This is a genomic window from Chitinophaga sp. RAB17 (genome assembly GCF_052114225.1).
Lineage (GTDB): Bacteria > Bacteroidota > Bacteroidia > Chitinophagales > Chitinophagaceae > Chitinophaga.
Map to the genome: position 1 here is coordinate 308,571 of NZ_JBFREI010000008.1, position 15,643 is coordinate 324,213.

13 protein-coding genes and 2 tRNA genes are annotated in these 15,643 nt (G+C 44.1%); 10 read left to right on the forward strand and 5 right to left on the reverse strand.

Going from position 1 to position 15,643, the window contains the following annotated elements; all coding sequences use genetic code 11:
• The first annotated feature begins 70 nt into the window (after positions 1-70).
• The 5 genes from trmD (at position 71) to AB4Z08_RS25240 (ending at position 4,471) form a co-directional block, all read left to right on the forward strand.
• Entirely contained in the window at positions 71-742 is a 672-nt protein-coding gene (gene trmD / locus AB4Z08_RS25220; RefSeq protein ID WP_133807269.1) for a tRNA (guanosine(37)-N1)-methyltransferase TrmD, read from the forward strand.
• Between the two features lie 119 nt (positions 743-861).
• Complete coding sequence (gene rplS, locus AB4Z08_RS25225; RefSeq protein WP_133807268.1) at positions 862-1,209, forward strand: 50S ribosomal protein L19; 348 nt, start codon at positions 862-864, stop codon at positions 1,207-1,209.
• A 160-nt stretch (positions 1,210-1,369) separates the two neighbouring features.
• Entirely contained in the window at positions 1,370-1,669 is a 300-nt protein-coding gene (locus tag AB4Z08_RS25230; RefSeq protein WP_441576553.1) for a Sec-independent protein translocase subunit TatA/TatB, read from the forward strand.
• A 62-nt stretch (positions 1,670-1,731) separates the two neighbouring features.
• On the forward strand, positions 1,732-3,177 hold the full coding sequence (gene gatA / locus AB4Z08_RS25235) for an Asp-tRNA(Asn)/Glu-tRNA(Gln) amidotransferase subunit GatA (RefSeq protein WP_441576554.1): 1,446 nt from the start codon (positions 1,732-1,734) through the stop codon (positions 3,175-3,177).
• A 10-nt stretch (positions 3,178-3,187) separates the two neighbouring features.
• Positions 3,188-4,471, forward strand: coding sequence for a transglycosylase SLT domain-containing protein (locus tag AB4Z08_RS25240; RefSeq protein WP_441576555.1), 1,284 nt, complete (start codon positions 3,188-3,190; stop codon positions 4,469-4,471).
• Between the two features lie 154 nt (positions 4,472-4,625).
• Here the strand turns inward: AB4Z08_RS25240 and AB4Z08_RS25245 are convergent, their stop codons facing one another.
• From AB4Z08_RS25245 to gap, 3 genes are all read right to left on the reverse strand, one after another.
• A complete protein-coding gene (locus AB4Z08_RS25245) occupies positions 4,626-6,038 on the reverse strand; it encodes a cation:proton antiporter domain-containing protein (protein ID WP_441576556.1) in 1,413 nt (470 codons plus the stop codon).
• Positions 6,039-6,177: 139 nt separating this feature from the next.
• Complete coding sequence (locus tag AB4Z08_RS25250) at positions 6,178-7,371, reverse strand: phosphoglycerate kinase (protein WP_441576557.1); 1,194 nt, start codon at positions 7,369-7,371, stop codon at positions 6,178-6,180.
• A 163-nt stretch (positions 7,372-7,534) separates the two neighbouring features.
• Positions 7,535-8,551 (reverse strand): type I glyceraldehyde-3-phosphate dehydrogenase, encoded by a 1,017-nt coding sequence (gap, locus tag AB4Z08_RS25255; protein ID WP_441576558.1) that lies wholly within the window; start codon positions 8,549-8,551, stop codon positions 7,535-7,537.
• 141 nt (positions 8,552-8,692) lie between these two features.
• Here gap and AB4Z08_RS25260 point away from each other — a divergent pair.
• Positions 8,693-8,764: transfer RNA gene (locus tag AB4Z08_RS25260), tRNA-Glu, on the forward strand.
• A 199-nt stretch (positions 8,765-8,963) separates the two neighbouring features.
• On the opposite strand, the gene AB4Z08_RS25265 is transcribed toward AB4Z08_RS25260, so the two are convergent.
• Positions 8,964-9,353, reverse strand: coding sequence for a winged helix-turn-helix transcriptional regulator (locus AB4Z08_RS25265; protein ID WP_441576559.1), 390 nt, complete (start codon positions 9,351-9,353; stop codon positions 8,964-8,966).
• 104 nt (positions 9,354-9,457) lie between these two features.
• Between AB4Z08_RS25265 and AB4Z08_RS25270 the strand changes: the two genes are divergently transcribed.
• Both AB4Z08_RS25270 and AB4Z08_RS25275 read left to right on the forward strand, forming a co-directional pair.
• Positions 9,458-10,378 carry a ketopantoate reductase family protein gene (locus tag AB4Z08_RS25270; RefSeq protein ID WP_441576560.1) on the forward strand — a complete coding sequence of 307 codons (921 nt, stop codon included), beginning with the start codon at positions 9,458-9,460 and terminating at the stop codon, positions 10,376-10,378.
• Positions 10,379-10,729: 351 nt separating this feature from the next.
• The gene (locus tag AB4Z08_RS25275; RefSeq protein WP_441576561.1) at positions 10,730-11,383 is read left to right on the forward strand and encodes a hypothetical protein; all 654 of its coding nucleotides are present in this window, start codon (positions 10,730-10,732) and stop codon (positions 11,381-11,383) included.
• Between the two features lie 72 nt (positions 11,384-11,455).
• On the opposite strand, the gene AB4Z08_RS25280 is transcribed toward AB4Z08_RS25275, so the two are convergent.
• Complete coding sequence (locus AB4Z08_RS25280) at positions 11,456-14,233, reverse strand: TonB-dependent receptor (RefSeq protein ID WP_441576562.1); 2,778 nt, start codon at positions 14,231-14,233, stop codon at positions 11,456-11,458.
• 299 nt (positions 14,234-14,532) lie between these two features.
• On the opposite strand from AB4Z08_RS25280, the gene AB4Z08_RS25285 reads away from it, so the two are divergent.
• A complete protein-coding gene (locus AB4Z08_RS25285; protein ID WP_441576563.1) occupies positions 14,533-15,219 on the forward strand; it encodes a DUF1345 domain-containing protein in 687 nt (228 codons plus the stop codon).
• Positions 15,220-15,475: 256 nt separating this feature from the next.
• A tRNA-Glu gene (locus AB4Z08_RS25290) sits at positions 15,476-15,547 on the forward strand.
• The last annotated feature ends 96 nt before the right edge of the window (positions 15,548-15,643 follow it).

A 15,643-nucleotide genomic window follows, 5' to 3' on the forward strand; every position in this document is an offset into this window, starting at 1 on the left:
AGCTGTTAGCCATTAGTGACGCGCTAAAGGCCAACAGCTAATAGTTAATTGCTAAAAGCTAAAACAAGCTATGCGAATAGATATAATCACCGTATTACCAGAACTGCTGGAAAGCCCATTGTCTCATTCTATCATGAAAAGAGCACAGGCCAAAGGTTTACTGGAAATACATGTACACCCACTCAGGCAGTATTCCAGTCTGAAACACAGCCAGGTAGACGACTACCAGTTTGGCGGTGGTGCAGGGATGGTCATGATGCTGGAGCCTATTGTAAATGCGATTGAATCGCTTCAGGCAAAGGTGCAGTACGATGAAGTCATCTACCTCACTCCTGACGGCGAAACACTGAACCAGAAAATGGCCAACCAGCTGTCGCTTAAAGGCAACCTGCTGATGCTGTGTGGGCACTACAAGGGAATAGATCAGCGTATCCGTGACCATTTTATCACGAAGGAGATCTCCATCGGCGATTATGTGCTGAGTGGGGGAGAGCTGGGAGCAGCCGTTTTGGTAGACGCCATTGGCCGCCTGTTACCAGGTGTGCTGAACAACGAAACCAGTGCCTTAACTGACTCGTTCCAGGATAATTTGCTGGCACCTCCGGTTTATACCCGCCCCGAAGAATTCCGTGGCTGGAAAGTGCCGGACATTCTCCTCAGCGGTGATCACAAGAAAATCGATGAATGGAGACACCAGGAATCAGTAGAAAGAACAAAACAACGCAGGCCCGACCTGTTATAACTTAATGATACATAGGTCATATAGATCGCTTTACCATTTGAATAACATAATTTCTTGATTTTTAATTTGGTAAATGCTATTTCTTGACTTACTTTTGCACTCCCATAAATATTTGAAAGATGAACGCAATTTCGTTTGTTCACGAACAACTGACAGCTAACAAACAGTACCCGAAGTTTAAAGCAGGCGACAACGTCACTGTCAACTATAAAATCGTGGAAGGTAATAAAGAAAGGATTCAGTCCTTTAAAGGTGATGTGTTGAAAATCCAGGGTACAGGATCCACAACGTCTTTCACTGTTAGAAAAATTTCTGATGGCATTGGTGTGGAAAGACTGTTTCCGCTTTACTCTCCTCATATCGATGGTATCGTGTTGAACAAGGTGGGTAAGGTAAGAAGAGCTAAGCTTTACTACCTGCGCGAACGTGCTGGTAAGAAAGCCCGTATCAAAGAAAAAAGGGTTTAGTATAAATACAGGGAAATTTGTTAAAAGCGGGACCTTACCGGTGCCGCTTTTTTCGTGTGCTTAAAATGGTATTAAAACTCAGGCCGGATAACGCAAAGGGGTGAAAAAGCCGATTATATGCTCTATCTTTGTCGCCTGAACAATATAAACATTTGAGAAGATGACTGCTGTTTTTGTTAAATCATCATTTTTGATTCTTCAGGATATAGGAATGTCCGAGCTGCTTTTAATTGCTGTGGTAGTATTGCTGCTTTTTGGAGGCAAGAAAATCCCTGAATTAATGCGTGGCCTGGGTAAAGGTATCCGTGAATTCAATGACGCCAAGAACAATGTGCGCCAGGAAATAGAAGAAGGTATGAAAGAAAAGCCTGTTCAACCTTCAGCACCGGCAACCACTGATGCGCCGCATACAACCAGCACTGTAATTTCGGATGCTACGCAACAGCATAACGGGCAGTAATCAGCCCGGCTCCCTGTAGAGAGTATATTCCTGATTTAGTTTAATTTTTAACTGGTTTAGTCTTGTCTGAATTCAGCAGTATAATTACTTTCCATAAAGCATTATACGCCGGCAGCACAAGCTGTACGGAGAGAGTACGTTATTACCTTGACCGTATAGCCCAGCTAAAACATTTGAATGCCTTCCTGGAAGTGTATGAGAAGGAGGCCCTGGAAAAGGCACGTGAGCTTGATACCCGCATTAAAAACGGGGAAAAGCTGGGTGCACTCGCAGGTGTGGTGGTTGGTATTAAAGATGTAATCTGCTATAAAGGCCATAATGTAAGTGCCGCTTCCCATATACTGGAAGGGTTTACTTCCCTGTTTTCTGCTACTGCAGTCGAAAGATTGTTGGCTGCAGATGCTATTATCATTGGGAATCTCAACTGCGATGAATTCGCAATGGGGTCTACCAATGAAAATTCTGCTTTTGGACCTACCCTGAATGCCCTGGATAATACCCGTGTACCGGGTGGCTCCTCCGGCGGTTCTGCGGTAGCTGTACAGGCAGATTTATGCCAGGTGAGTCTTGGTAGCGATACCGGTGGCTCTGTTCGCCAACCGGCTGACTTTTGTGGCATAGTTGGACTAAAGCCCACCTATGGCCGTATTTCACGCTATGGGCTCATTGCTTATGCTTCTTCATTTGATCAGATCGGTATTTTTGGCAAGGATATTGCCGATGTGGCGTCTGTTCTACAGGTGATAGCAGGACCAGATGAGTTCGATAGTACTGCTTCTCAAAAAGAAGTGCCTGACTATAAGGAAAACCTGGAGAACAATAAATCGTTCAAATTTGCGTATTTAAGAGATGCCCAGTACCACGATGGTCTGGATGCAGAGATGAAAGATGGCTATATTGATTTCTTTGAAAGTTTGCAGTCACTGGGTCATACGGTATCAGGAAAGAGTTTTGAGTACCTTGACCATGTAGTTCCGGCCTATTATGTGCTCACTACAGCAGAAGCATCCTCCAATTTGTCCCGCTTTGACGGGGTGAAATATGGGCACCGAACACCCGAGAAAAACCTGGATCTGACCGAATTTTACAAAAAAAGTAGATCAGAAGGATTTGGAAAAGAGGTAAAACGTCGTATATTACTGGGGACTTTTGTGCTGAGCGCGGGCTACTATGACGCATACTATACTAAGGCACAACAGGTTAGGCGTCTTGTAACAGATAAACTCAACGATATATTAGAAGAATACGACGCCATTTTAATGCCAACTGTGCCATCCACAGCATTTAAATTAGGGGAAAAAACAGATGACCCTATAGCTATGTACCTTGCAGATATTTATACGGTACTGGCAAATCTGGCAGGGGTTCCGGCTATATCCGTTCCTTTGTACCGGCATTCAAACGGGATGCCATACGGTGTACAGATCATCACAAAGAAGTTTAGCGAAGCAAACTTGTTACATATAGCTCATCAGGTGATGGCTAAGGAGCAGGTTACTGTTGTTTAAAATAAATTGTATGAGAAAAATCTTTTTACTACTGCTGTTGCCAGCAACAAGTTTATTGAGTGTGAGTGCGATGGGGGGCAATAGCAATCCTAAAGAGACGGTGTATCCGATTGGAGCGCCTGATACTTCTGTACTGAAATTGAATCACAAGGTACGTTTACCGAAGGATACAACTGTACAGGCGTCACCGACCTCCGTGGCCGTGAAAAAAGCAGCACAAAGTCTGCCTAATACTATTCGCAGCGCGAAAGTATATGAACAGATCAATAATAACCTGGTTGCCGGTTACGTAAGTAACTATGCTACCCGGTATAGTCAGCATTTACAAATCATGATTGATAAGGGCCAACCTTATTTCAATATGATTGAAAAAGTGTTCCGTGACAATGGTATCCCTGAGGAAATGAAATACCTCGCGGTGATTGAATCCAGCTTTAACACCAATGCCCGCTCCAGAGTGGGTGCAGTAGGCGCCTGGCAATTTATGGCTGGTACTGCCCGCATCTTTGGTTTAAGCGTGGGTAAAAAAGTAGACGAAAGAAAAGATTTCTATAAATCTACCCTGGCTGCCGCTCAGTTCCTGAATCAACTGTATGCACAGTTTGATGACTGGTTGCTGGTAGTAGCTGCTTACAACTGTGGTGCAGGTGGCGTACAACGCGCTATCAATGCCAGCGGACGTAAAGACTTCTGGGGCATGCAATATTTCCTGCCTGCAGAATCACGTAACCACGTATACAAATTCATCGCTACCGGTTATATACTCGACAGATTCAATAACTTCTTCGGTGTAAGTGATGATGTAAATCCAACTATTACGGTAAATATGCCGGCTGCTGATAACGTATCTGCGCCTATCGCAAGAGGACCGTTAACAGAAGACGAAATATTCAATACTGTAGAAATCAACGTAACCGGCAAATATCGCCTGGAAGCTATTGCAAAGAAACTGGATATGCAGGTGGCAGAGTTAGACCGCTTCAATCCTGGTTTTACCAAAGCAATGAGCAGCGCTGAAAATAACTATGACCTGCGCATCCCGAAAGAAAAGATGAAGCTGTTCATGGCTGAAAAAGATGAAATGCTGAAAGAATCCGTTCAGCTCACACTGGATGATAAAGCAGTAGGTGTAGATAAATCCAAATTCCCACCAGCAGTGAGAATGGGAGACAAGAGCACCACAGTAGCCAAGAAAACAACGACTACTTCCAGAAAACATTATACTGCAAAGAAACACCACAGCGCTAAAAAGCATACTGCGACTAAAAAGAAGCATACTACTAAAAAGAAGTAATCACCATCACTGGTGTAACGATATAAAAAAAGAGCGTGTATCAATAGGATACACGCTCTTTTTTTATATCATTACACCAGTGGAAGTTGGATGTTTGTTGTAGTTGTTCCACGGGCTTTAAGCATTGTATTGCAACAATACCATACCGGATTTGCTACACAGTCATTAAGCCTTTACGCTTTTCACTGAAGGCCACCAGGTCCAGCAATGGACCTGTCATAAAGGTAGTAGCCAGTGCCATTAACACCATCATCGCAAATATTTCGGGAGATAGAATACCAAGATCAAAACCAATGTTGAGTACTACCAGCTCCATTAACCCGCGGGTATTCATCAGGGCGCCGATAGATATCGACTGCCGCCAGGTTTGACCCATGAGTCTTGCGGTAAAAGTACTGCCACCGAATTTACCTGCCACAGCTACCAGCATAATCATGCCGCATACAATCCATAGATCTCCGTGGTTCAATAAACCGATATGTGTTCTTAAACCGGTATAAACAAAGAAAATAGGCAGCAGCAACATGACGCTTACATCTTCCAGCTTATCGGTCAGTAGTGTTTTGATATTGGTGTTGGCAGGCATGATCACACCTGCCAGGAAAGCGCCAAATAAAGCGTGTATACCTATTACTTCCGCCAGCCAGGCGGATATCAGGAGTACAAAAAATACCAGGGATACTGATGCTTTCTCTCTGCCTTTTGCCATTTGTGCCGCGGTAATTCTGGCGAGCCAGGGACGTACCAGAAGCAGCATCACTGTCACAAATACCAATGCCAGCAAAATGGTGACTACCGCACTTAATACGCCACCAGCATTTACAATAGCTACTACTACAGCCAGAATACACCAGGCGGTAATATCATCGGCAGCGGCACAGGTAATAGCCATAATGCCCAGGGGAGTATGGGTTAGTTTCCTTTCCTGGACAATACGGGCTAACACTGGAAATGCGGTAATACTCATCGCAATGCCCATAAACAAGGCAAAAGATAAAAAGCTAACATTAGCAGGGGCAAAGCGGGTAAAGAGGAAATAAGCCAGCCAAACGCCCAGGAAAAAGGGGACTATAATGCTGGCATGACTGATCATGACTGCATCGTGGGCTTTATTCCTGATTTTACTGAGATCCAGTTCCATGCCTACAATAAACATAAAGAAGGCCAGCCCTATCTGGCTGAGGAACTGTAAGTTTTTAAGGGATTCTACAGGGAACAGGAAGGTGGAAAAAGCAGGCATGGCCCAACCTAACAGGGAAGGCCCCAGCAATACGCCGGCGATGATTTCGCCTACTACTGCAGGTTGCTTTAATTTATTGGCGATAATACCAAACAACCGGGCGGTAAGCATAATCGCAATAATTTGCAGTAGCAGCAGTCCCAGTGGGTGTTTCAGATTGTCGAGGTAGCGCCACCAGCTATGTGTATCTACAGCAGCCGATACCGGCGCAGCAGGAGCGATGGCGTGCGGGTTAACGGGGAGAGATTGTCCCTTCTGAAGGATCACCCAGATCAGCGCGGCGAAAACACCGATGATGGCGGGGTACCATAGAAAGCGTTTGTTCATGACAAAAAAGTGTTAATGATTGTATGCAAGATATAAAAAAGCGAAAAGCTATTACAGCGATGAAGTGTTGCGCATATTAATTTTTCGCAAACCCTTCATCGCTGTGATAGCTTTTCGCCTTATATTTTACTACTACAGCTTAGCTGATAGCAGCAATGCCTGGCAGTTCCTTTCCTTCGAAGAACTCCAGTAAAGCGCCACCACCGGTAGATACATAGCTTACCTTGTCTGCGATACCGAACTGGTTTACAGCAGCTACGGAATCACCACCACCTACGAGGGAGAACGCTCCTTTTGCAGTGGCAGTAACAATAGCGTCAGCTACACCTTTGGTACCAGCCTGAAATGCGGCCATTTCAAATACGCCCATAGGACCGTTCCATAAAATAGTGTTGGAGGCAGCAATGGTTTCTGCAAACAGTGCAATAGACTTAGGTCCTATGTCGAGGCCCATCCATCCTGCAGGGATGTTATCATTAGAAACTTCCTGGGTATTGGCATCAGCAGCAAACTTATCAGCAGCAATAGAATCCACTGGCAATATCAGCTGCACACCTTTTTCTTTTGCTTTTGCTACCAGTTCGTTGGCCAGGTCCAGTTTATCATTTTCGCAAAGGGAGCTACCTATTTCTTTGCCTTGTGCTTTCAGGAAAGTATACGCCATACCGCCACCAATAATGAGGTTATTGGCGCGATCCATCAGGGTTTCAATGATCAGTATTTTATCACTCACCTTGGCGCCACCGAGAATAGCGGTGAAAGGAGAAGCGGCATCATTGAGTACTTTCTGGGCGCTGTTTACTTCCGCTTCCATCAGCAAACCAAACATGCGGTTTTCCGGTGCATAGAATTGTGCAATAACGGCAGTAGAGGCGTGTGCACGGTGTGCAGTACCAAATGCATCATTTACATATACATTGCCCAGTTTAGACAGTTGTTCTGCAAACGAAGCGTCACCTTTTTCTTCTGCTTTGTGGAAACGCAGGTTTTCCAGTAACAGCACTTCGCCCATCTGCAGGTCGGCAGCAGCTTTTTCAGCAACCGGACCTACGCAGTCTTCTGCAAACTTTACAGTAACACCACCTAATAAAGAAACGAGGTGATATACCAGGTGTTTTAAAGAGTATTTATCGGTAGGACCATCTTTCGGACGACCCAGGTGAGACATCAGGATAACGGCACCACCATCTTTCAGAATTTTCTGGATAGTAGGTACAGCTGCGCGCATGCGGGTATCATCGGTGATTTCAAATTTATCGTTCAGGGGAACGTTGAAATCCACACGAATCAAGGCTTTGCGGCCATTGAAATTATAGTCAGAGAATTTGCTCATATGTATCAATTTAAGATAACGAGAAAGGGGTATTATTAAAAAACCGCGGTACCAACAGCGCAAAGCAAGTATACAACCAAAAAATTTCTGGCCAATTGCTGCTATGGTGTAGTCCCGCGGAAATTTAAAGACTCCCGGTTTGCGCCGGGAGTACTTCGTATAATTATTTGCTGATCAGACCGGCAAAGTACTTAACAGTACGCACCAGTTGTGATACATAGCTCATTTCGTTATCGTACCAGGATACGGTTTTAACCATCTGGTGCTCACCAACAGTCAGTACTCTGGTTTGAGTTGCATCAAACAGAGAACCGAAGTGAATACCGATGACATCAGAGCTTACAATTTCATCTTCAGTATAACCGAAAGATTCGTTGGAAGCAGCTTTCATGGCAGCGTTTACTTCTTCAACAGTTACTTTTTTGTTGAGGATGGTAGTCAGCTCAGTTAAAGAACCGGTGATAGTAGGAACACGTTGTGCACTACCATCCAGTTTACCTTTCAGTTCAGGCAATACCAGTCCGATTGCTTTTGCAGCACCAGTACTGTTAGGTACGATGTTAGCAGCAGCAGCACGTGCACGGCGCAGGTCACCTTTTGGATGTGGAGCATCCAGGGTGTTCTGGTCGTTGGTGTAAGCGTGTACAGTGGTCATTAAACCTGTAGCAATACCGTAGCTGTCCTGCAGAACTTTAGCCATAGGAGCCAGGCAGTTGGTGGTGCAGGAGGCGCAGGAGATAACAGTTTCGCTGCCATCGAGGATGGCGTGGTTAACGTTGAAAACGATCGTTTTCAGATCACCTGTAGCGGGAGCGGAGATAACAACACGTTTAGCACCGGCAGTAATGTGAGCAGCAGCTTTATCCCTGTCAGCAAAGAAACCGGTACATTCGATTACTACATCGATGTCATGCTCTTTCCATGGAATTTGAGACGGATCTCTCTGTGCATATATTTTCACATCTTCACCGTTCACATTGATTGCGTTTTCAGAATGCTTAACGTCTGCATCGAATCTACCCTGTGCTGAATCGTATTTCAGCAAATGCGCCAGCACGTTAGGGCTGGTGAGGTCATTGATAGCTACCACATCAATGCCGGGCATTTTGTAAATCTGGCGGTATACCAAGCGGCCAATGCGACCGAAACCATTAATACCAATTTTGAGAGTAGTTCCCATTTTACATCGTGATTTGAGTATGAAAAAATCGAGAGCGAATTTACAACCAATACCCTTATTAATCAATATAAATTTAGGTTATGAAAATATTTTTTTGGAAATATAAAATAACATCCTACATTTGCAATCCGAAAATGATGCGCCGCGTTGGTCAAGGGGTTAAGACGCCTCCCTTTCACGGAGGAGTCACGGGTTCGATTCCCGTACGTGGTACAAGAAAAAGGTTGCTCATTTTGAGCAACCTTTTTTTATATGTTGAAAGTCTATCCGGCCTAAACAGCTTTAGTACTGATTTACCCTTTTCAAAAGCAATTTCCTCTTAATCAGACAAGCTTATTTCTTTTATCCTTCACAAAAGAGTCCAGAGGTTTCATCATGTATATGTATTTGAGAAAAGTGTCTGCTAAATACATTATTTTTTAATCTCAAATTTATCTTTCCAGCCCTCATGCCATTTAAACAAAGCAATCAACGGTTCAGATAAACTTCTTCCAAAATCAGTTATTGTATATTCTACTCTTGGCGGAACTTCAGGATATAGCTTTCTCTCAATCAATTTATAATCGAGCAGTTTTTTAAGGGATTGATTCAGCATTTTAGGAGAGATACCTTTGATCTGTTGCAGGAGTTCGCTATTCCGTTTGGTTTCACCCATAAGCGTTATCAGGATTAACAGATTCCATTTATCAGAAATAAGGGTACAACAGTTATACAACGTGTTACTCTTATCAAAATCTACCCCTACAGATACGATCTTCTGCAGTTCTAAAAAAATCTCAGCTTTTTTTTTCTCGTCATCCATTGCTATGTACATTTCTTTCTTCAAAGTGCCTAAGATACCTTGCCGTGCCTACATCTATCTACCTAATATTAGCTCTAAATTCGTCATAAATATAAAATTTTACGATGAGAATCTTAATGTTCGGACGCGGGGTAATCTCTGCGCAATACGGTTGGGCACTGGAAAAAGCTGGTCATTCAGTTGATTTTTATGTACGGCCAGGCAGGGCCAAAGAATACGGATCAGTTATACCTTTAAACATATTCGGATTAAAAGGAACTAAGGTTAAAGAACACTGGCAGATCCGTATGCGGGAAGACCTGTCTCCTGACCATGACTACGACTTGATCTTCGTCAGCGTACAACACTATCAGTTTGATAAAGTAGCTGCATTCTTAAATACCCGGGCAGGAAAAGCAACGATCCTTATATTCAATAACTTCTGGAATGATCCATTCATAGCTGCTGCGGCTCTTCCTCTTCATCAGGTGGTATGGGGATTTCCTATGGCCGCCGGCGGCTTTGACAAAAATGGCGTGCTGAATGGAGCACTTTTCGGAAAGGTACAATTAGCTAAAGATCTCACAGAAAGAGGCGTGGCAGTTCGTAATCTGTTTCGGACAGCAGGATTCAGGATAAATGAACACAATGACTTTCGCAGGTGGTTATGGATTCACTTCGCAGTAAATGCTGGTATGCTCTCTCAGGCATTAAAAGCGGGATCAATAGGATCGGTGGTAACATCCATCTCTCATATGAAGAGTGTAACACTGAATGTACGGGAAATATTTCCAGTGTTGAAGAAGCGGGGAATAGATGTTAAGGCAGATGCAGGAGAAGCGGCTATCTTTAAACTCCCTCCCCTGTTGGTTGGTTTAGCCATGAAGGCTCTCACAAAACTCAGTCCGGCTTTGAGGCATTCTCTTATGAATCACTCGAACCCGGAAGAGGTGAAGTCATTTTGTAAAGATGTACTGGAAGAAGCAAGAAGACTTGGAATCAGCGTACCCCGACTGGAATCTATTGAGCTGTTGTTACGTTCATAGTTAAATGCAGAATAGAGTGCAGTGAATAAAAATCTCTCCCAATAGTTCGAACCCGCTGTACGAAAGATATATAGCCTTGTTAATGAAAGTTTACAAGGCTTTTTTGTTTTAATCTCCTGATGGATAAAGATAGCGCCTATGGAGAACAAGTTCGTTCCTATAACAATGGTACCCATGAAGTTTCTGTTGGATACTACTTTAAGAGAATGGATAATGCCAGGCGGACTTCATTGAGACAAGTCCGTTGTTCGTACTTCTGACAGGGCAATAATACTGTTTCCATATACGATTTTTTAGTAGTAGGTTTGTCTTGATTAGAAAGAAGAACCTATTGTTTAAAAGTTGTAGCCCATGAAAATTATATCTGCCATTCTTTATTTTCTTAGCCATCATCCGGGATGGTCATTCCCGATTATTCTGCTATTTTTTCTATTATTATTTGCCTGGAGAAAGAAGGCCGTATATGGTATACTTGCACTCCTGATGCCCATGGCCAACATCTTTCTGGCGCATATGCTGAATGCCTGGTTTTTAAATGCGTATGGCATTAAAGGTTCGGCTATTATCACAAAGGAAGAACAAACAAATTCCACGCTCAACGACCAGTATATTTATGATTATGATGTGTTGGTGAAAACAGCAGATGGACAAGATGTGCTGACTGGTTTTTCTACGATGTCGGCAGCTATTTATCCGATCAGGAACGGCATCCTTATTCCAAATGTGAATGAAACTTTCGTCGTGAAATATATTCCGGGCTATGAAAAAAATATTGTGATCTTAAGTGATGAATCCAACTACGGCATCGTGAGGAAAATGGCAGAGAATCAGCAGGAGGTGCAGAAAGCGTGGATACAGTATAAGGCGAGTCCGCAGAATAAAGCTTTCAAAGAAGAGTATCTGCGGGAGTTAAAAACATATGTAGCAGATAGTGATAATGCAGCGGACCCGGATGTGATCAATAATTATAAATCTATCATTCAGCAACTGGAAGCGGAAAAGTAAAATCAGTGATAAAAGAAAAGTGGCTATCTCTATAGAGACAGCCACTTTTTTATTCATGCTAAAAGTAAATCTTTAAAAACTCAGACTCAATCTCGCAAACAGGAACCGGCCGTTAAAGCCAAATTGTTGTGATGCACGGGAGTAAAGGAAGCGGCCGGAACTCTGGTTAGCCAGAGATAACTCATCCGGGTATACATCCAACAGGTTATTGGCACCAATAGTAAGTTGTAAACCGGGAATGAAACGATAGCTCGCACTCAGATCGGTGACTACCTTACCGCTGTATACATCCTGGTTGGCTACTATATTGGTGGCTTCCGTTACTTTTCCGAAGTACACATTACGCAGGAAGAAACCCCATTTCTGAATAGAATAATTCAGTGAGAGATTCGCTTTTGTTTGTGGTACGGCAGACTCCAGGTAGATGCGGCTGGCCTCATCAAAATAAGTGCTTTCCAGGCCGGCTAACTGAGAGGATGAATGGATAGGCCCTACCAGGGAGGTTTTCGTAAATGTACCGGAGAGGTCTGCCTTAAAATTACCTTTGCCCGGATGTGCAGTGTAGGTGATCACCACGTCTATACCTTTAGTTTCAGTGTTGATGGCATTGGCGAAGAACCGCGCTGTTTGTGCGTTGGCAGAGCGGAGAATATTATAAATTTCCTGTTCTTTCGGTGTGCCGTTTTGTTTACCGGAGAATTGACCGGTATATACAATGCGGTCATCTATACGGATGTAATAACCATCTACTGTTAACTTCAACGGGCCGAGATTGCTGGTGAGGCCGGCGCTGTAGCTGCGGGAAGTTTCCTGTTTTAATTTAGGTATTCCCAGCAAAGCCGCTACACGGCTATCGTTGGTGAAAGTGCCTGATTCCACGAATGCACCATCTGTGAATATACTGGAGGTGGCATTGAAGTATCGCTGATGCAGGGACGGTGCTCTGAAGCCAGTGCTGGCAGCAGCTCTTATCAGGAGTTTAGGGCTGAACAGGTAACGGCCAGCCAGTTTCCAGTTAAGCGTAGAACCAAAATCGGAGTAGTTTTCAAATCGGAGTGCACCATCTACCAGGAGTTTTTCTGTAAAGTTTACTTCCACATCTCCATAACCGGCAATAGCCGTACGGGAGGCGTTGGTGGCGTTATCCGGACTGAAACCCGGAAAGCTTTGTGCACCGCCGGCAAAGGCATTGCCGTTGGCCGCGAAGCGGGTTGGAATATTTCCTTTAGGATCCGGAATTAATATAGGTTTTCCGGTAGCATCCGTACCAATTTTGAGCGCATTGCCGTAGTTGGTATAGGAAGATGTTTCACCTGGCAGTATGCGATAATTTTCATAGCGATGTTCTGCACCAAAGGCAACGTTGATGCCATTTAACGGATCACTGAAAAACCGGCTGAAATCCAGATTGGTGGTGTTTTGCTGAAAGCGGTAGCCACCAGCTTCAAACGAAGTAGGAGAGGCTTTCAGCATAGATGCGTTGAGGGTATTATCTACGGTGAAGTCAACACCATTTTCGCCGAAAGTATTGCTGAAGTCCACTTTCCATTCATGCAGAGAGCCCCTGATACCTGCTGCCAGTGACTTGTCGCGATTGTCTGTAACAATCAGCGGCAGAAAGCCATTGGGATAGATTGTATCATTGTTCTGTGTAAGCTGGGAAGGTGTTCTGAAAAAAGCAGCTGCTTCAGCATGACGATAATTTAAACCACCAAATGCATACACTTCTGCTTTATCGCTAACGGGGAGGGAAGCATTGAAAAACAGGCTACCACCGCGGTTGGCCGACTGCCCGATTCTTGAATTAAAGTCATTGCGGGTTAATCCTCTTTTAGCGAGTTCCTGGTCAGTGATATCTTTTCCGGTAGGGGTACCTGGTACGGTGGCCAGGGCCGGATCGTTATAATCATTGAAGATGGTACCGGTGAAAGTGCCGGTGCGGTTGGTATAATTGCGGTAGTCGTAAGAACCGGCCAGGTTAATGAAACCGCCTTTGTCACCCAGTGGGAGACCATAGTTGATATTGGCTTGTACATTCTGTCCGTCCAGGTTGTTTTCTGAATGCTTTGATACATATCCGCCGGTAGATACATTCACGTTTACCTTATTCACTTCATCATTCAGAATGATATTGATCACGCCTGCAATCGCATCTGAACCGTATTGTGCAGCTGCGCCATCACGCAGTATTTCAATTCTTTTGATGGCGGCAGTGGGAATGGCGTTCAGGTCTGTACCTACAGATCCTTTACCAAAGCTGCCGTTTATATTCACCAGGGAAGTGGTATGTCTTCTTTTGCCATTGATCAGCACTAATACCTGGTCGGGGCCAAGACCACGCAGGGAAGCGGGATCTATGTGATCCGTTCCATCAGACAGGGCCTGGGTATTGGAGGTGAAGGAGGGGGCTACATAATTGAGTATCTGGTTAATACTTACCTGTGGAGAGTATTGTGCTATTTGTTTTACATCGACTACATCTACCGGTACAACGGTGGTGAGCTGGCTGCGGGGAGCACTCCTGGAGCCCAGTACCACTACTTCATTCAGGTCATCGGTGGAGTTAAGGATAAAGTCCAGCGATGCATTTTGACCGGTGGTGACAGTAACATCTTTTGTTGCCGTTTGGTAGCCTATGTAGCTGACACTCACTTTATAGGTGCCGGGTTGAATCGCTATTTTATAGTGTCCGCCAAGGTCGGTAGCGGCGCCGGTATTACGCCCCACTATTTTTACAGAAGCGCCTACCAATGGTTGCTTTTTATCCGCAACAATTCCTTCAATTGTTTGTCCATAAGCAGTATAAGACAATAGGAAAAGCCATACAAGGGCGTACAATTTTGGTTTCATACAATTTTTTTTATTACTGAGATGATCGCTAAAGGAGTTTGTTTTCTTTAGGAAATAGGGAACAAGGATTATTATTTATTGATGGCCCGAAGGCAGGGTGGCGGTGGCGGACAGCATCCCGTTTGTTTGTGGGCGACTGGTTGTTTGTCTGCAGTCATAGACTTTGATTAATGTTACGCTAAAGTAGCTAAATTGGATGACCCAAACAATAGTCTACTAAATTTATAGGATAATAATTTATAAGCATGATACGTATGCTTTGAAAAACAGGGTTATCTTTAAACAATAAGCAATCTGTTATGAAACATAAGAAAGCCGTTAAGTTGCTGGTAGCGATGCACCCCATGCAGCGGATTTTGGTGAGTCTTGGCTTAGCCGCGCTGGTTTTTGTCGTCTTGTTTTTTACCAGGGTAGCCCTGCACCCATTGATCATATATGGGATATTATGGGATGTATTTGCGCTTTCCTACATTACCACTGGCTGGGTTGTTTTTTATAACCGTACGATAGACGAAATACGCAAGTGGGCGAGAGTGGATGATGGCAGCCGTCTCTTTGTTTCTTTCATCGTCTTGGTAGCATCTGTTGCCAGCCTGGTGATCGTTTTATTGCTGATGTTATCGAAGGAGATTTCCGGCGGATCAAAGCTGATTTATCTGCCGGTGGCGATTACCGGTATGCTGGCTTCCTGGACCATGGTGCATACTACCTTAACGTTTCACTATGCCAACCTGTATTATGATGATGATGAGAATGATGTTACCAAACATGCGGGGGGACTGGAGTTTCCGAAGGAAAAATGCCCGGATTATATAGATTTTGCCTATTTCTCCTTTGTGATAGGGATGACGTTCCAGGTATCGGATGTGGAAATCAGTGCGCGGGTGATACGGCGTACGGCACTGGCCCATGGATTACTTTCTTTTGCATTGAATACATTCGTAGTGGCATTAACCATTAACCTGATCGCTGGGCTAAAACAATAGGTCGTATAGCCTTGAGGGTTAGGTCCATGTACCCATCTCCCCCAAAAAAATGATGGAAGAGGATTGATGGTGCACATTAAATGCAAAATAGTATCTAAATGCCCGTTGGTAGCGGGAAAGGATGGGACAGCTTGCAGTATAAAACCGAAAAAAAATGCCGCTTAAAAGCACGGAAATTCTTACCTTTACAAAAGAATCGAAAAAAAATTTTGGATTGTAAAACATTTTCCTATCTTTGCAATCCCAAACGAAAAATGCCGCGTTGGTCAAGGGGTTAAGACGCCTCCCTTTCACGGAGGAGTCACGGGTTCGATTCCCGTACGTGGTACAAGAAAAAAGGACTTCTGCAAAGAAGTCCTTTTTTTATTTCGCCGATTTATTCCCGCACCTGAATTTTAGTTTGCCAGCAATCGGCCGGCATGCT